Source organism: Aeromonas sp. R7-1, from assembly GCF_040908115.1.
GTDB lineage: Bacteria > Pseudomonadota > Gammaproteobacteria > Enterobacterales > Aeromonadaceae > Aeromonas > Aeromonas caviae.
Genome location: NZ_JBFODD010000050.1, coordinates 95789 through 112167 on the forward strand (window position 1 = coordinate 95789; position 16379 = coordinate 112167).

Sequence of the window (16379 nt, forward strand, 5' to 3'; positions counted from 1 at the left end):
GATATTGTGCTTTGTTGTGGCAGGATCTGTCGCCATTTCACCCGGGCAGAATTAAGATGGCCTGTCCCGTCGTCAAGGATGACCCATGAGACTCTTCTCTCTGTGTGTGCTCTGCTGTCTGCCCCTCCAACCGTTGTGGGCGCAATCGTTCTGCTCCTCCCCCCTTCGCGTCGGTTTCGATGACTGGCCCCCATACCACTATTACCAGCAAGAGGGCGCACGTCGGGAACTGCGTGGATTTGCGGTCGACTACCTCAATGCCGTGTCGAATCGGCTGGGTTGTCGTCTGGTCTATGTGGAGCGTCCCTGGAAGCGGGGGTTGCACGATCTTGAGCGGGGTCGGCTGGACATCGTGATGGAGGCGTATTTTGCCGATGAGAGGGCGCGTTATGCCTGGTTCTCCATCCCCTACAACCCGGGCCGGACATCGCTCTGGGTACGCAAATCCGGTACCGGTGAGGAGTCGGATCTGGCGAGCTGGCTGGCCCACGGGCATCGCCTCGGTGTGACCAGGGACTACTATTACGGCCCGGAAATTACCAAGGTTCTGCAGCGATACCGCAACCAGGTGAGCGAGGTCAACGATGTGCAAAACTATCGCAAGCTGCTGCTTGGGCGGATAGACGGTTTTCTCGGGGATAGTCTGGCCACGCCCTGGGGTCTGAAGAGAGAGGGGCTGTCGGATGCGGTCGTCCCCCACACCATGGCGATCCATGAGACGCCCACCTTTTTCATGTTGAGCAAGAAGACCCTGTCCGGGGAATTCGTAGCGCGGTTCAACGAGGCGATAGTGGCCGTCGGCGACAGCGGGGAGCAGGAACTCATCTGGCGTCGTTACACCTCCGTCCGCTAGCAAAGTCGCCAGCATTCACGCATCATGGGGACCTGACCGTCGCGCCTGACAGGCCGAAATGAACCGATTTGAGGCAAGCGTGGTAAGAAGCATGGGTAAGAAGTATTGGTTGGCATTGGCGAATCTCATCTGGCTGGGCTGCTGGCCGGCCAGTATGGTTCATGCCAGCACGGAACAGGCGGTAGTGGCCAGTCCCAGCATTCAGCATGACTGGTATCAGAACGAGGTGGCCGAGCAGGCTCGTCATGAGCTTGAACAGCAGTTGCAGGAAGCGGTGCTGGCCCAGCTGCATCCGGATTTCTACCGCCTCTGGCAGCAGTTGCAAAAGACCCCGGCGGATCGACGCGGTGCCCTCTACGATGAGGCCTTTGGCAAGCTGGCCCGGTTCCAGCAGGCCTGGCGAGGGATGGATCTGGTCGCGCGCGAACAGATGCAGACCCTCAAGCTGGATCTGAACCGCCCCCTGGCCCATGCCCCCCAGGGAGACAATCTGCTGGAGCAGGTCAGGCAACTCAGGCCACAAGTGGCGGAATACGACGCCGTGCGCGAAGAAGTGCGCAAGCTGCTGGCCATGCCCATGGCCAAGCACTGGCCCACTCTCTCCATGCCGACCCTGCGGGCCGGGGAGAGCTCGACCGAGCTCGGCCAGATCCGCTCCATCCTGAACGAACTGGGGGACAGTGCCCCGACTCACCAGGACAGCCTCTACGATCCCGAGACCGAACAGGCCATCAAGCAGTTCCAGCGCCGCCACGGCCTGACGGCCGACGGCATCATCGGCCGTCAGACCCGCAGCTGGCTCAATACCGGCCCCGAGGTGCGCGCCAGCCTGCTGGTACGCAACCTGTGGCGCCGTGATCTGGTGGATCACCTTGCCGGTCGCTATGTGTTGGTCAACATTCCGGACTACCGCCTGAGCGTGGTGGAGTCTGGCAGCGAGGTCTTCACCAGTCGGGTCATCGTCGGCAAGGAGCAGCGGGCCACCCCCATCCTCGCCAGCGAGATCCGCTCCATCGTGCTGAACCCGGCCTGGCACGTGCCGCGCTCGATCCTGAGCAAGGACATTCTGCCCAAGCTCGGGCGCGATCCTGCCTACCTGGATCGCGAACAGTTCGAGGTGATCGACGGCGAGGGCAATCCGGTGCAGTTCAGCGAAGATGGCTGGCACCATGCGCTGGCCTCGGGTTTCCCTTACCGGTTGCGGCAAAAGCCGGGGGATCACAATGCCCTGGGTCGCTACAAGTTCTATCTGCCCAACAACGATGCCATCTATCTCCACTCCACCCCGCGCAAGGCGCTGTTCGAGCAGGGGGCCCGTGCCTTCAGCTCGGGTTGCATCCGGGTGGAACACGCCGACGATCTGGCAGAGTTGCTGCTGGCGGACTCCCGCTATCAGCCGGACAAGGTGGCCAGCATCCTGAAAGAGACCCAGACCAAGTGGCTGCCCCTAAGCAACCCTATCCCGGTGTTTACCGTCTACTGGAGCAGCTGGATTGATGAAGAGGGACGTCAGCAACTGCGCAACGATATCTACGGATTCGACAGAGTCAGCTATCAAAGCCGCTTGCTGTGATCCTCGCCACAGAGTGAAAAGCCCGGCCCGTGCCGGGCTTTTTCATGGGGGCATGGGGTTTGACAGGGCTTTTCCTGGCAGGTAGTTTCGGCCCTTGTATCAAATTCATTCACCTGTGTGACTTCACCATGAGATGGACGGACAACGGATGCTGGGACAAGAGATAAGCCGACGCCGTCTGCTGCTGGGGGCGGGTTGCCTGATGGGGACCAGCCTGCTGTCGTTCCCTTCGCTGGCGAGCCGTAGCACTTCGGGACGGGAACTGAGTTTCTTCAACCTCAATACCGGCGAGCGGGTACGCGCCAGTTATTGGGAAGATGGCCACTATTTGAGCGACGGGCTGGCGGAGCTCAACCATATTTTCCGTGACTACCGTCGCAACGAAGTGTTCAACATCGACAGAAAGCTGTTCGATCAGCTCTTTCTGCTGCAACACAAGCTGGGACGCCACGGCGAAATCCAGCTCATCTCGGGTTATCGCTCCCCGGTCACCAATCAGCAGAAGCGGCGCAAGAGTCGCGGCGTTGCCAAGCACAGCTACCACACCCTGGGGCAGGCGGTTGACGTGCGCATCCCCGGCGTGCAGCTGGCGCACCTGCGCAAGGCCGCCCTGAACCTCAAGGTGGGCGGTGTGGGTTATTACCCTTCCGACAACTTCGTGCACCTGGATACGGGCCCCGTTCGCAGCTGGTGAGTCGGGATTTCCTCAAGGGTTGAGTGCCGATTGTGTCTTTTTGCCGCTGGCATTGAGGGGGACCAAGCTGCTAGGCTCTGGACTCCAGCCAGAGGAGAGAAAGATGAAGCAGATTGTGATCGGTGGGCTCATCGCCCTGTTGTTGACTGGTTGCGGCAAGCTCAACCGCGAGAGCTACGACAAGCTGAAAGTCGGGATGAGTTATGCCGAAGCGAGTGCCATCCTCGGCAAGGCCGAGCGTTGCGACGATGCTCTCGGCACCACGAGCTGTGTCTGGGGAGGGGAAGGCAAGAACATCAAGGTGCGTTTCATCGCCGACAAGGCGACCTTTTTCAGCTCGGAAGGGATCAACTGACCCTTTCCTCTCTTGCCGATGCCCAACAAAAAAGCGCCGTATGGCGCTTTTTTGTTGCTCGTTATCCGTGCGATATGGCCAGGAACTGGCGCGTTCAATGGGTGGCGTACTGATAGTTGAAGGTGGGCAGTCCCCACTTGAAGCGTACCGCCAGGAGCCGCAGCACGAAGCCGATGCCGATGGCACCGAAAGCGGCCCAGTCGTTGGGCAGCCCATGGTGCAGCGCAAAGCAGTAGAGCGCTGCGGTGATCAGCGAGACGGCGGCATAGAGCTCGCGCTTGAACACCAGAGGGATGCGCTGACACAGCAAGTCCCGCAGCACCCCCCCGAACACGCCGGTCACCACGGCCATGATGCAGGCGATGCCGGCCCCGTGGCCCATCTCGAGCGCCCGGGCAGCCCCGAAGATGGAGAAGACCACGAGCCCCAGGGCATCGAGCGCCAGGAACAGCTTGCCAAGGTAGCGCATCAGCGGGGCCGAGATGACCCCGGCCATGGCGGCGCCCGCCACCAGCAGCACGTATTCGGGGTGCTCAACCCAGAGCAGGGGATAGTGGCCCAGCAGCACATCCCGAATGGTGCCGCCACCGATGGCCGTCGCCGAGGCGATGATCACGACGCCAAACAGATCCATCCGTCGCCGACCCGCTGCCAGCGCGCCAGTCATCCCTTCGGCCACCAGGCCGAGCAAGAAGAGTGCATGTAACATGAGATATCCCAGGGTGCGAGAAAGGCCCGCATCCTAACAACCCTGCGCTGGGGCGACAAGCTATCTTGGTTACACATTAGATAAAGTAATGAAAAGGGGGCTTTCGCCCCCTCTTTTGATCATGATGACGCGGTTCAGCGTCCAAGTTGCTCGCTGCGGTATTGGTCCACCCACATGGCGGTGGCGCCACAGATGGCCACCGGCATCACGAAGAGATTCACCACCGGGATGGCGGAGAAGAGGGTCACCAAGGCGCCGAAGCTCAGGCACTTTCCACGACGCTGCTTGAGGGCGTCGCGCATGGTGATGAAGCCGATCTTGTGGTTGTCGAACGGATAATCGACATACTGGATCGCCATCATCCAGGCGCTGAGCAGGAACCAGAGCACGGGTGCCAGGGTCTGGCCCACTACCGGGATCAGGAAGAGGATCAGGCAGCCGATGGCCTTGGGCAGATAGTATTTCAGCTTGGTCCATTCGCGGCCGAAGGTACGGGGCACATCTTTCACCACATCCAGCATGCCGGTGTCATTCATGGCTTCACCGGTGAGGATCTGTTCCACCTTCTCTGCCAGCAGGCCGTTGAAAGGGGCAGCTATCCAGTTGGCCACCGAGCTGAAGATGAAGGAGAAGACCACCAGTATGGTGATGAGGGCGATGGGCCAGAGCAGGTAATCAAGCCAGGAGAGCCAGCTCGGGATCTGCTGGTGCAGCCAGGCGAAAAGGCCGTCCAGTTGTAGCAACAGGGCGTAGAAGGCACCGGCAAAGAGCACGAAGTTGACCAGCAGGGGGATCAGCACGAAGGTGCGGATGCCGGGCTGGCGGATGAGCGAGAAGCCGCGCAGGAAGTAGTCTGCACCGCTGACCGAATCTTTGACCATGTGGGGTGATTGGCTCATGTGAGCTCCATCAGTGAATGGGGAAAGTGCCAGCATATTACAAACAAGCCTTTGATTTGGTAAAGTCGCCTGCCCGCCTCCTCTTTATTTCGTTACCCACATAGGCCGCCATGCGTCTGAAATTGATCAAACTCGCCGGTTTCAAGTCGTTTGTCGAGCCGACCCGCATCGAACTCAACGCCGACATGACCGCCGTGGTGGGCCCCAACGGCTGCGGCAAATCCAACGTCATCGACGCCGTGCGCTGGGTGCTGGGGGAGAGCTCCGCCCGCCATCTGCGCGGCGAGAACATGACCGACGTCATCTTCAACGGCTCCATCAACCGCAGCGCCCATGGCCGCGCCTCGGTGGAACTGGTGTTCGACAATCCCCACAACCGGGTACCCGGCGAATTCGGCCGCTTTACCGAGATCTCGGTGCGTCGCGAAGTGCTGCGCGACGGCTCCAATCACTACCAGATCAACGGCCAGAAGTGCCGCCGCAAGGACGTGACCGACCTCTTCCTCGGCACTGGCCTTGGGCCCCGCAGTTACGCCATCATCGAACAGGGCACCGTCAGCCGGCTGGTGGAGTCCCGCCCCGCCGATCTCAAGCTGTTCATGGAAGAGGCCGCCGGGGTCTCCCGCTACAAGGAGCGGCGCCGGGAGACCGAGCAGCGTATCCGCCATACCCAGGAGAACCTGGAACGCCTCGGCGATATCCGCGGCGAACTGGGCTCACGCCTCGAGCATCTCAAGGCCCAGGCCGAGACCGCCGAGCGCTACAAGCAGCTCAAGAGTCGATCACGTGCCGCTCGTGCGGAGCTGATCGGCTCGGAACTGTGGGCGCTGGAGACACGTCTTGGCGAAGCCAAGACCGAACTGGCCCAGACCGAGCAGGCGCTGGCGGCACTCGATGCCAAGCGCACCGCCGACGAGGGGCGTCACGTCACCCTGTCGGTGGCCCGCCAGGAGGCGCAGGCCGAGCAGGCGAGCCGCCAGCAACAGATTTTCCTCGGCGGGCAGGCCATCGCTCGCCTCGAGCAGCAGCAACTGCACCAGAGCGAGCTGGGCCGCGACTGGCAGGCGAGGCGGCAGGCCCTCGGCGAGCGTATCGACGGCCTCAAGGCCCAGCTGGCCGGCCAGCTGGAGCAACTGGGCGACAGCACGTTGCAGGGGGAGGTAGCGTCGGCGCGCCTCGAGCAGTGTGAGCAGTTGCTTACCGACCAGCAGAGCGTGCGTGCAGCGGCGGGCGATCGGCTCGAGCAGGCGCGCCAGCGCCAGCAGCAGTGGCAGCAGCAGCTAGGCCAGTTACAGGGGCGGCTCAACCAGACCCGCGCCGAGGTGAACGGTCTGCAGGAGCTGCAGGCCAAGACCCGGCTGGCCCGTCTCAAGTTGGAGGATGAACAGGCCGGCCCCCTCGGCGGCGAAGGGGAGAACCTGCAACCGGCCCTCGATGCCCTGGCGGCGGAGCTCGCGCTCTCCCGCGCCCGCCATGAGGAAGCCGATACGGCGTGGCAGGCCGGTGTGTCGCGCCATGAAGCCCTCAAGGCAGAGCAGGGTCGCCAGCAGGGCCTGCTGCGCGAGCTGGAGGCGCGCCTCGCCACCCTGGATCAGATCCTGGGGGAGCAGATGGCGGGTGCGACCCTGGCGGATCGGCTGCAGGTGCCCCCCGAGTGGGCCCGGGGGCTGGACAAGGTGCTCGGCCGCTGGCTCACCGCAATCCCGGCGGACGAGTGCAACCTGGCGCAACCTGGACTCTGGATTGGCCCGGCCCAGACAGCCAGGGCCGGTACACTGGCGGCGCAACTGGGGGGCGAGCACATTCCGGCTTTCCTCAATGCCATCTGGCTGGCAGAGAGCAGGGAGGCGGCGCTGTCCCGCCTGCACAGCCTCTCTGCCGGTGAGTCGCTGCTCACTCCCGCCGGCGACTGGTTCGGCCCCAACTGGGCGGATCTGGGGGAGGGCATGGCCCTCGGTACGCTGGCGCTGCTCGGTGAGCGTGAGCGGCTGCACACCGAGCTGACCGCGGGTCGGGAGGCGCTGCACAGACTCGACGAGCAGCTTGTCGCCGCCGATGCAGCGCGGGCCCAGCAGCATGGAGCGCATGAGCTGGCTCAGCGCACCCTGCGCGAGCAGGAGCTGCGGTGGCAACAACTGCGCGAAGCCTGGAGTCTGCGCGAGGGGCAGCGCCAGGAGCGCTTGCAGCGCCTGGGCCAGCTGGGGGAAGAGCTGGCCCGGCTCGATAAGGAGCAGGCTGAGGAGGCGCAGCGGCTGGCGTCGGCCGGGGAGCGGCTTGAGCAGGATGAAGCGGCCCTTGGCGAGCAGCAGGAGCAGGGGGAGGTACTCGCCGAGGCGCTGCTGCTCGCCCAGGAGCAGGTAAGCGGGGCGGAGCGGGCGCTGGAAGAGGCGCGCCTTCGCCGGGAGCAGCAGCAGGCGGCCTGCCAGCGGTTGCAACTGGAGCAGCAGAACCAGCGCCAGCTCATCACGCTGCGCGAGCAGGAGCTGGCCCGTCTCGGCCTGGAGCTGGCGGAACTCAAGGAGCCAGGGGCCGCTCCGAGTCAGGATCTGTCGCCCCTGCTGGTCGAGCAGCGCAATCTTGAGGCGCAGCAACTGGCCTGTCACCAACGGCTCGCAGAGCTGGATCGTCAGCTGACCGAGCTGGAGCAGGCCAGAAGCGCCGATCACAAGCAACTGGTGAAGATTCAGGAGAAGCTGGCGACCCTGCGGCTCGAGCGCGAGCGCAACCTGACGCGCCGGCAGGGACTGCACGAGCAGTTCGAAGAGCTGGGTGTGCGCCTGGTGGACCTCGATCAGGCGGTGCTGATTGCCGCTGATCGCGGCAAGCTGCGCCAGGAGATCCAGACGCTGGAGGCGCAGGTGGAGGCGCTTGGCGCCATCAACCTGGCGGCACTGGAGGAGTATGAGGAGGCGAAAACCCGTTCAAGCTACCTGGAAAATCAGTGCCAGGATCTGGAGCAGGCCCTCGACACCTTGAGCCAAGCCATTAAAAGAATTGATAAAGAAACACAAATACGCTTCCGCGACACTTTCGATAAGGTCAATGAAGATTTAAAATCCCTGTTCCCAAAAGTGTTCGGGGGGGGCAGTGCCTGGCTTGAGCTGACCTCGGATGATCTTTTGGAGGCCGGAGTGAGCATCATGGCAAGACCTCCGGGCAAGAAGAATGCTACCATTGCCCTGCTTTCCGGGGGGGAGAAGGCGCTAACCGCCCTTGCGCTGGTTTTTGCCATCTTCAGACTCAATCCAGCACCATTTTGTCTGCTGGATGAGGTGGATGCACCGCTCGATGAAGTGAACGTCGGTCGCTTCTGTTCTCTTGTCAAAGAGATGTCGAGCACAGTACAGTTCGTTTACATCAGTCATAATAAGGTCTCCATGGAGATGGCCGAGCAGCTGGTTGGCGTCACGATGCAAGAGCCCGGGGTTTCGCGCATAGTGTCGGTCGATATCGGTGAAGCCGTCGCTTTGGCTGAGCAAAACTAGAAAGAGAAGCAGCTAATGCAGGAATTGCGTTACATCTTGGTTGCCCTGGGCGGTATTGCCATCGCGGCATTGCTCATTCACGGGTTGTGGAGCAACAGAAAGAATCGTCAGGCACCGATCAAGGAGAAACCTCTGGGTCGGATGGAGTCCAAGTCCCGTGAGCGTGACAACGACGCCTTCGACAGCGATGGCATCGGTCAGGTGCGTGTGGTGAGCGGTGGCCGTCGTGCCGAGCCCAAACTGCGCAGCGACGAGGCCCGTCAGCCCGAACCCCGCCGTGTCGCCCCCGTTCCCGCCTTCGATGATGAAGATGACGACGCCGATCTGCCGCCTCCCGTGGTGCGCAAGCCTGCCGCTCGCCCTGTCCCCCCTCAGCCTGTGTATGAGGAAGAAGAGGACTATGACGAGCCGGTTGCCGCCCCTGTTGAAGAGGCCCCTGCCGCGCCGGTGCGCAAACCAGCACAGGTGATCCGCCGTACGCCGGTACACCGTTCCCGTCCGCAGCGCGAGCCCATGATGCAGCCGCTGGACGAAGAGCCACTGGTGGAGCCGGCCTATGCCCAGGCGCCGACCTTCGGTGCACGCGAGCCGGCACCGGTTGCCCAGCAGGCTCCCCGCTACGCCCAGCCGGCTTATGAAGAGCCCGCTTACGATGACGAGCCAGCCTATGAAGAGCCGGTTCACGCAGCCGAGCCAGAACCCGCTCCGGCCCCGGTTGAGAAGATCTGGCAGGATGTCTATGTCATCAACCTGATGGCCCGTCCCGGCCACGATCTGCAAGGTGCGACCCTGCTCTCTTCCCTGCTGGCGCTGGGCTTCAAGTTTGGCGAGATGGACATCTTCCACCGTCACGAAGATCTGGGCGGCAAGGGGGAGGTGCTCTTCTCCATGATCAACATGGTCAAGCCGGGTACCTTCAACCCCTATCGCATGGAGCAGTTCAGCACCCCGGGTGTGTCCCTCTTCATGCAACTGCCCCTTCGCAGCAATGCCGCCTTCGCCTTCGAGCACATGTTGCAGGCTGCGGATCAGCTGGCGAGCGATCTCGATGCCATGCTGACCGACGCCTCGCGCAGTCCCCTCAGCGACGACGACATCGCCCGTTATCGCCACGAGCTGGCCGCCTACGAGGCCAGCCGCGACTAAGGCAGCCTGCGGTCGATTGAGAATAACAATGCGGTACCCAGGTACCGCATTTTTGTTTGTGTATCTGTTAACTAAATTACGAGATATACCAATGAGTAATACGTATTCCCGTCATCGTGAGTTAAGCCGACGGCTTACTCTTTATGGTTATCAATACCATACGCTCAACGAACCAACGATCCCTGATATTGAATATGATCGTCTAATGCGAGAGCTAATTGATATAGAAAGACAACAACCAGCTCTGCGAACTTCTATGTCACCGAGCCAGCGTGTTGGTAGTCCCCCATCGACGGAATTCCGACAAGTTCAGCATGAAATCCCCATGCTTAGCTTGGATAATGTTTTTAATAATGAAGATCTTGCTGACTTTGTCCATCGAATTGAAGGGCGTTTACGGTCTAGTCGTGAGTTAACATTCTGTTGTGAACCTAAGTTGGATGGGCTTGCGGTTAGTCTGCTCTATGAAAATGGGATACTGGTTCAGGCTGCGACTCGTGGGGATGGACGAGTTGGGGAGAACATTACTGATAATGTGAGAACGATTAGATCTGTACCCTTGGCTCTCCAGGGGGAAGATTGGCCTCAACGTTTGGAAGTTCGCGGTGAAGCTTTCATGAAAAAGAAGGACTTCAATGACCTGAACGAACGGGCTTTAGCTACAGGTGAGAAAGTTTTTGCTAACCCACGTAATGCTGCAGCTGGCAGTCTAAGACAATTGGATTCTCGTATTACATCTCGTCGCCGTTTGAGCTTCTACGCCTACGGGGTTGGCATAGGCGGTGACGAGCTGGGCAATTCCCACTTCGCTCGCCTCAACCAGCTCAAGGCCTGGGGGCTGCCGCTCAGCCCCGAGGTGAAGCTCAAGGAGGGGGCCGTCGGTTGCCAGGCCTTCCACGACGACATCCTGGCCCGCCGTGGGGATCTCCCTTACGAGATCGATGGCGTGGTCTACAAGGTCGACGACATCGCGCTGCAACAGGAGCTCGGCTTCGTGGCGCGGGCCCCGCGCTGGGCCACCGCCCACAAGTTCCCGGCAGAAGAGGAGATGACCCTGCTGGAGAACGTCGAGTTCCAGGTGGGCCGCACCGGCGCCGTGACCCCGGTGGCCAAGCTCAAACCCGTGTTCGTCGGCGGCGTCACCGTCTCCAACGCTACCCTGCATAATGCGGACGAGATCGCGCGCCTTGGCGTGATGATCGGCGACACAGTGATAGTGCGCCGGGCGGGGGACGTTATCCCGCAGATCGTCGCCGTGGTGGAGGCGCAGCGCCCGGCCGATGCCCGCGAAATCCTCTTCCCCACCCAGTGCCCGGTGTGCGGCTCGGCGGTGGAGCGGCTGGAAGGGGAGGCCGTGGCCCGCTGTTCCGGCGGTCTCTTCTGCGAGGCCCAGCGGGCGGCCGCCATCAAGCACTTCGCGGCGCGTCGCGCCATGGATGTGGATGGCCTTGGCGACAAGATAGTGGAGCAACTGGTGGACAAGGGGCTGGTGAAGACCCCTGCGGACCTGTTCAGCCTCAACGCCATCCAGCTGGCCGGGCTCGATCGGATGGGGCAAAAATCGGCCCTCAACCTGGTGGCGGCCATCGATGCCGCCCGCAGCACCACCCTGCCCCGCTTCCTGTTTGCCCTGGGGATCCGCGAAGTAGGGGAGGCGACCGCCTTGAACCTCGCCAACCACTTCCTCACCCTGGATGCCCTGCGCGCCGCCTCGGTGGAGCAGTTGCTGGAAGTGGCCGACGTGGGAGACATAGTGGCCAAGCACGTCTACTACTTCCTGCGCCAGCCCCACAACATCGAAGTGCTCGACGCCCTGCTGGCCGCCGGTATCCACTGGCCGGCCATCGAGAAGAAAGAGACAAGCGATCAGCCCTTTGCCGGCAAGACCTTCGTGCTGACCGGCACCCTCACCGCCTTGTCCCGCAACGATGCCAAGGCGGCGCTGCAGGCCCTGGGGGCCAAGGTGGCGGGCTCGGTGTCGGCCAAGACCGACGTGCTGGTGGCGGGGGAGGCGGCAGGCTCCAAGCTCGCCAAGGCCCAGGAGCTGGGGATCACCATCTGGACCGAAGCCGAGTTGCAGGCGGCCATTCAGCCCTGAGGATGCACGTTTGAGCAGACAAACCCGGCCCACTGGCCGGGTTTGTCGTTGGTGGGCTCACTCGATGTAGCTCACCTTGTCCTGCCAGGCATCGGGAGCCGTCAGGTGCCAGCGTGCCAGTTCGCTCTTGCTGAACAGGTATTCCCCGCGGGATGCTGCGCGGGGGGAGAGGGCGCCGGGCGCCGTGCCCGAGAGGATGGCATTGGCCAGTTCGGCGGCTCTCTCTCCCTGACTGTGGCCGTCGAGCACCAGGCCGCCGATGGCGGCTCCCCTGCCCACCGCAAAGGCCCAGAAGCAGAACAGTGGCACCGGGCTGTTGGCGCTGGTCCATGCCAGCACTTGCTGCTCGCTCACATGCTGGCCCTGCGCGTCGGTGAGGGTGTGGTAGAGGCCGAGGAAGAGCGCCTGATAGCCGTTTTCCCGGCTAGCGAGCACTGCCTCCTGCCAGCGTCCGTAGTCGGTGAACTGGCGGCTGCTGACCCGGGTCTGGCCGATCGTCAGCTCGCCTCGCCCCTTGAACTCGTGGGCGACGGCGGTGCGGGACACCTCGCTTTCGTCAAACAGCACCAGGGCGCGCTCCAGTCCTCCCATCAACTGACTCATCTCGCTGATGCTGCGCTTGAGCAGGGGGCGTTCCAGTACGCCGGTGATCAGGGGGTGGCCGACCAGCCCCTTGGGGCGCGGATTCTCGTTCATCCCGAGAAACACCACGGGCGTTCCCCGGGCGGCGATGGGTCGGGCGAGGGCGTTGATGGCGTTGTCATCCCCCAGGATCACCAGCGCCGGCTGGTGGGCCCGGTAGGCGGCCATTCCCTTGGCGAGCAGTTCGTCACGGGTCTGGCCGGGCCGGCGCTTGGTGTCCAGATAGAGATAGCCGAGGTGATGCGCCTGCTTGAGGTGCTGCTCAAGGCCGGCACTGTAGCTCTGATCCCACTGGTTGCTCTGGTGATAGCTGCTGATCACCAGGATATCGGCGGCCAGCAGCGGGAGGGGGAGGAGGGAGAGCAGGAGCAAGACCTTGGTCACGTGTGTTTTCCGCAAGGGAGAGACTGTTCCCCAGTATGTGCTCTCCCGCTCTCTGGCGCCTCGGTCAATTGTTGTCGGAAGGCGTGCCCCTCTCTTTTTATCCCTTGCCGGGCGGGAGCCCGCATCCCGTCTGGGGTGAGCAAAAAGAGCGCCTTTTGGCGCTGGTCGTGAACTGCCCCACTCCTTCCAAAACCTGTTCTGGATCAAGAAACAGGGTACCGCTTTGGTGCCTAATAGACCCCACATATAGGGGTAAGCATAAAAAAAACACCCATATATAGTGTCATAAAGCTGTGCATAAGTGGTCGCCCTCTCAGTGTCAGCCCAGGTGTTTCAAGCCTTGGCTGACCTTGTTTGCGCCGGGGACGGGCGTGGAGAAGGGGACTCAACGAGGGTGAGCCGAGGGTGGCCACCAGGTCTTTCAATACGGGGAAAATCGATGAAACCGGTAGTGATCAAACGCGATGGATGTCGTGCACCATTCAATGGCCAACTGATCCGCGATGCGGTCAGCCGGGCGGCGGCAGCGGTCAATCAGGCCAGTCCGGCGTTGGCAGAGCGCATTGCCGCCGCTGTCAGCCAGGAGCTGGAGGGGCGAGGGGAGGTAGACATCCACGAGATCCAGAACCGGGTCGAGAACCACCTGATGGCCTCCGACGACAAGGCCATCGCCCGTGCCTACATCGAATACCGTCACGACCGGGATCAGGCCCGCGAGGCCCGGGGTCGCCTGGCCCAGGAGATCCGCGGCCTGGTGGAGCAGACCAACGCGGCCCTGCTCAACGAGAACGCCAACAAGGACTCCAAGGTGATCCCGACCCAGCGTGACCTGCTGGCGGGCATTGTCGCCAAGCATTACGCCATCAGTCACATGCTGCCCCGTGACGTGGTGCAGGCCCACGAGAGCGGCGACCTGCACTTCCACGATCTCGACTACTCCCCCTTCTTCCCCATGTTCAACTGCATGCTGATCGATCTGCAGGGGATGCTGACCCACGGCTTCAAGATGGGCAACGCGGAGATAGACACTCCCAAATCCATCAGCACCGCCACCGCGGTGACCGCCCAGATCATCGCCCAGGTGGCGAGCCACATCTATGGCGGCACCACCATCAACCGCATCGACGAAGTGCTGGCACCTTATGTGACCATCAGCTGGCACAAGCACCGGGAGGTGGCCGAGGAGTGGGGGATCCGGGACGTGGATGCCTATGCCATGGCCCGCACCGAGAAGGAGTGCCACGACGCCTTCCAGTCCCTCGAATACGAGGTCAATACCCTGCACACCGCCAACGGTCAGACGCCGTTCGTCACCTTCGGCTTTGGCCTGGGTGACAGCTGGGAATCGCGCCTCATCCAGCGCGCCATCCTTGGCAACCGCATCGCCGGCCTTGGCAAGAACAGGAAGACCGCCGTCTTCCCGAAACTGGTGTTCGCCATCAAGGATGGCCTGAACCACAAGCAGGGGGATCCCAACTACGACATCAAGCAGCTGGCGCTGGAGTGCGCCTCCAAGCGGATGTACCCGGACATCCTCAACCACGACCAGGTGGTCAAGGTGACCGGCTCCTTCAAGACCCCCATGGGGTGCCGCTCCTTCCTCGGTGCTTACGAGGAGAATGGCGAGCTGGTCCACGAGGGGCGCAACAACTTGGGGGTCGTGAGCCTCAACCTGCCGCGCATTGCCCTGAAATCCCGCGATGAAGCGGACTTCTGGGACAAGCTGGACGCCGCCCTGCGGGTGGCCAAGACAGCGCTCATGTACCGCATCGAGCGCCTGGATGGGGTCAAGGCCCGGGTCGCCCCCATCCTCTACATGGAGGGGGCCTGCGGGGTGCGCCTCAAGGCCGATGACAACATCAGCGAGATCTTCAAACATGGCCGCGCCTCCATTTCGCTGGGTTACATCGGGGTACACGAGACCATCAACGCCCTCTATGGCACCGACGTCCACCTGTTCGACAGCGAGACCCTGCGCCAGAAGGCCATCGCCATCATCGCGCGGCTCAAGGCTGCCACCGACGAGTGGAAGGAGGAGACCGGCTACGGCTTCAGCCTCTACTCCACCCCGAGCGAGAACCTCTGCACCCGTTTCTGCCGCATCGACGCCAAGGAGTTTGGCGTGGTGGCCGGGGTGACCGACAAGGGCTACTACACCAACAGCTTCCACCTGGACGTGGAGAAGCAGGTGAACCCCTACGACAAGCTGGACTTCGAGGCGCCCTATCCGCCCATCGCCAGCGGCGGCTTCATCTGTTACGGCGAGTACCCCAACATCCAGCACAACCTGGAGGCGCTGGAGAATGTCTGGGACTACAGCTATGACAAGGTGCCCTACTACGGCACCAACACCCCCATCGACGAGTGCTACGACTGCGGCTTCACCGGCGAGTTCGAGTGCACCTCCAAGGGCTTCACCTGCCCGCGCTGCGGCAACCACGACCCGGCCAAGGTGTCGGTGACCCGCCGGGTGTGCGGCTATCTCGGCAGCCCGGATGCGCGCCCCTTCAACGCGGGCAAGCAGGAAGAGGTCAAACGCCGGGTCAAGCATATGTAAGCGAGCAGACCCCACCCCAGCCCTCCCCTTGGCAGGGGAGGGGGCAAAGAAGCTCCTCCCCCTTTCGAAGGGGGAGGTTGGGAGGGGTTTGGCCGTTAACCCAGAGAACTCGAATGCACTACCACCAGTACTACCCGGTCGATGTGATCAACGGCCCAGGCACCCGCGCCACCTTGTTCGTGTCGGGTTGCGAGCACCAATGTCCCGGCTGCTACAACCAGAGCACCTGGCGGCTCGATGGGGGCAAGCCGTTCGATGAGGCGATGAGCGATCGCATCATTCACGATCTCAACGACAGCCGCATCAAGCGGCGCGGACTGTCGCTCTCCGGTGGCGATCCGCTCCACCCCGCCAACGTGCCGCATGTGCTGGCGCTGGTGAAGCGGGTGCGAACCGAGTGCCCCGGCAAGGACATCTGGTGCTGGACCGGCTATCTGCTGGCAAATCTCAGCCCGGCCCAGCGCGAGCTGGTGGCCTTGCTGGACGTGCTGGTGGACGGCAAGTTTGAAAAAGAGCTGGCGGATCCCGGTCTGCTCTGGCGCGGCAGCAGCAATCAGATGGTTCACGACCTCAACGCCTGGCGGGAAGGAGGGGAGCGGATCCCCTGTCTGGTTTGCAGTTGAGGCCAGGGATGTTTATGGTTAGCCCATCCGAATCACGAGACATCTTTCATGAGGAACCATGAGATGAACAATCTGCTCAAGATCCTGCTGGCCATCTTTCTCCCCCCGGTCTGCGCCTTTATCCAGGTAGGCTTCAGCCTCCATTTCCTCATCAACATAGTGCTGACCCTGCTGGGCGGTCTGCCCGGCATGGTTCATGCCCTCTGGCTGGTGGTAAGCGACAAGCGCGCCTGAGCCGTGAGAGATCACAAGGCCAGCCCTCCGGGGTTGGCTTTTTTTTTGCCTGCCAGATGGGGGCTTCCCGGATGAGCCCCTTTGCCTCACACTGGCGCGTCGCTCATGGAGTCGAGCGATACAACGA

At 62.3% G+C, this 16379-nt stretch carries 13 protein-coding genes; 10 read left to right on the plus strand and 3 right to left on the minus strand.

The features are described from left to right. Positions 1-85 precede the first annotated feature (85 nt). From AB5Y51_RS14130 to AB5Y51_RS14145, 4 genes are all read left to right on the plus strand, one after another. On the plus strand, positions 86-853 hold the full coding sequence (locus AB5Y51_RS14130; RefSeq protein WP_069651724.1) for an ABC transporter substrate-binding protein: 768 nt from the start codon (positions 86-88) through the stop codon (positions 851-853). A gap of 91 nt (positions 854-944) precedes the next feature. Further along, the gene (locus tag AB5Y51_RS14135; RefSeq protein ID WP_045523555.1) at positions 945-2426 is read left to right on the plus strand and encodes a murein L,D-transpeptidase; all 1482 of its coding nucleotides are present in this window, start codon (positions 945-947) and stop codon (positions 2424-2426) included. Between the two features lie 148 nt (positions 2427-2574). Next, positions 2575-3120 (plus strand): DUF882 domain-containing protein, encoded by a 546-nt coding sequence (locus AB5Y51_RS14140; RefSeq protein ID WP_323891552.1) that lies wholly within the window; start codon positions 2575-2577, stop codon positions 3118-3120. Between the two features lie 103 nt (positions 3121-3223). Then, a complete protein-coding gene (locus AB5Y51_RS14145; protein WP_010673445.1) occupies positions 3224-3475 on the plus strand; it encodes a hypothetical protein in 252 nt (83 codons plus the stop codon). A 94-nt stretch (positions 3476-3569) separates the two neighbouring features. Here the strand turns inward: AB5Y51_RS14145 and AB5Y51_RS14150 are convergent, their stop codons facing one another. After that, positions 3570-4184: a trimeric intracellular cation channel family protein gene (locus tag AB5Y51_RS14150; RefSeq protein ID WP_010673446.1), complete on the minus strand. Its 615-nt coding sequence runs from the start codon at positions 4182-4184 to the stop codon at positions 3570-3572. 134 nt (positions 4185-4318) lie between these two features. Continuing rightward, positions 4319-5083, minus strand: coding sequence for a sulfate transporter CysZ (gene cysZ, locus AB5Y51_RS14155; RefSeq protein ID WP_010673447.1), 765 nt, complete (start codon positions 5081-5083; stop codon positions 4319-4321). A gap of 110 nt (positions 5084-5193) precedes the next feature. Here cysZ and AB5Y51_RS14160 point away from each other — a divergent pair, with 110 nt between their 5' ends. The 3 genes from AB5Y51_RS14160 (at position 5194) to ligA (ending at position 11812) form a co-directional block, all read left to right on the plus strand. Next, entirely contained in the window at positions 5194-8568 is a 3375-nt protein-coding gene (locus AB5Y51_RS14160) for an AAA family ATPase (RefSeq protein WP_368178614.1), read from the plus strand. A gap of 15 nt (positions 8569-8583) precedes the next feature. Beyond that, a complete protein-coding gene (gene zipA / locus AB5Y51_RS14165) occupies positions 8584-9714 on the plus strand; it encodes a cell division protein ZipA (RefSeq protein ID WP_039039273.1) in 1131 nt (376 codons plus the stop codon). A gap of 91 nt (positions 9715-9805) precedes the next feature. Then, on the plus strand, positions 9806-11812 hold the full coding sequence (gene ligA / locus AB5Y51_RS14170) for an NAD-dependent DNA ligase LigA (RefSeq protein WP_368178615.1): 2007 nt from the start codon (positions 9806-9808) through the stop codon (positions 11810-11812). Positions 11813-11869: 57 nt separating this feature from the next. Here the strand turns inward: ligA and AB5Y51_RS14175 are convergent, their stop codons facing one another. Beyond that, a complete protein-coding gene (locus AB5Y51_RS14175) occupies positions 11870-12838 on the minus strand; it encodes an ABC transporter substrate-binding protein (protein ID WP_368178616.1) in 969 nt (322 codons plus the stop codon). 439 nt (positions 12839-13277) lie between these two features. Here AB5Y51_RS14175 and nrdD point away from each other — a divergent pair, with 439 nt between their 5' ends. From nrdD to AB5Y51_RS14190, 3 genes are all read left to right on the plus strand, one after another. Continuing rightward, entirely contained in the window at positions 13278-15395 is a 2118-nt protein-coding gene (gene nrdD / locus AB5Y51_RS14180; protein ID WP_286700262.1) for an anaerobic ribonucleoside-triphosphate reductase, read from the plus strand. Positions 15396-15508: 113 nt separating this feature from the next. Further along, a complete protein-coding gene (nrdG, locus tag AB5Y51_RS14185) occupies positions 15509-16018 on the plus strand; it encodes an anaerobic ribonucleoside-triphosphate reductase-activating protein (RefSeq protein ID WP_266136556.1) in 510 nt (169 codons plus the stop codon). Between the two features lie 63 nt (positions 16019-16081). Then, entirely contained in the window at positions 16082-16252 is a 171-nt protein-coding gene (locus AB5Y51_RS14190) for a YqaE/Pmp3 family membrane protein (protein ID WP_010673454.1), read from the plus strand. The last annotated feature ends 127 nt before the right edge of the window (positions 16253-16379 follow it).

Excerpts from the sequence above, each read along its gene's own strand:
- AB5Y51_RS14140 (WP_323891552.1), top strand. The coding sequence starts at position 2,575 with ATGCTGGGACAAGAGATAAGCCGACGCCGTCTGCTGCTGGGGGCGGGT.
- cysZ (WP_010673447.1), bottom strand. The coding sequence starts at position 5,083 with ATGAGCCAATCACCCCACATGGTCAAAGATTCGGTCAGCGGTGCAGAC.
- AB5Y51_RS14135 (WP_045523555.1), top strand. The coding sequence starts at position 945 with ATGGGTAAGAAGTATTGGTTGGCATTGGCGAATCTCATCTGGCTGGGC.
- AB5Y51_RS14145 (WP_010673445.1), top strand. The coding sequence starts at position 3,224 with ATGAAGCAGATTGTGATCGGTGGGCTCATCGCCCTGTTGTTGACTGGT.
- ligA (WP_368178615.1), top strand. The coding sequence starts at position 9,806 with ATGAGTAATACGTATTCCCGTCATCGTGAGTTAAGCCGACGGCTTACT.
- AB5Y51_RS14160 (WP_368178614.1), top strand. The coding sequence starts at position 5,194 with ATGCGTCTGAAATTGATCAAACTCGCCGGTTTCAAGTCGTTTGTCGAG.
- nrdG (WP_266136556.1), top strand. The coding sequence starts at position 15,509 with ATGCACTACCACCAGTACTACCCGGTCGATGTGATCAACGGCCCAGGC.
- AB5Y51_RS14130 (WP_069651724.1), top strand. The coding sequence starts at position 86 with ATGAGACTCTTCTCTCTGTGTGTGCTCTGCTGTCTGCCCCTCCAACCG.
- AB5Y51_RS14150 (WP_010673446.1), bottom strand. The coding sequence starts at position 4,184 with ATGTTACATGCACTCTTCTTGCTCGGCCTGGTGGCCGAAGGGATGACT.
- AB5Y51_RS14190 (WP_010673454.1), top strand. The coding sequence starts at position 16,082 with ATGAACAATCTGCTCAAGATCCTGCTGGCCATCTTTCTCCCCCCGGTC.
- nrdD (WP_286700262.1), top strand. The coding sequence starts at position 13,278 with ATGAAACCGGTAGTGATCAAACGCGATGGATGTCGTGCACCATTCAAT.
- zipA (WP_039039273.1), top strand. The coding sequence starts at position 8,584 with ATGCAGGAATTGCGTTACATCTTGGTTGCCCTGGGCGGTATTGCCATC.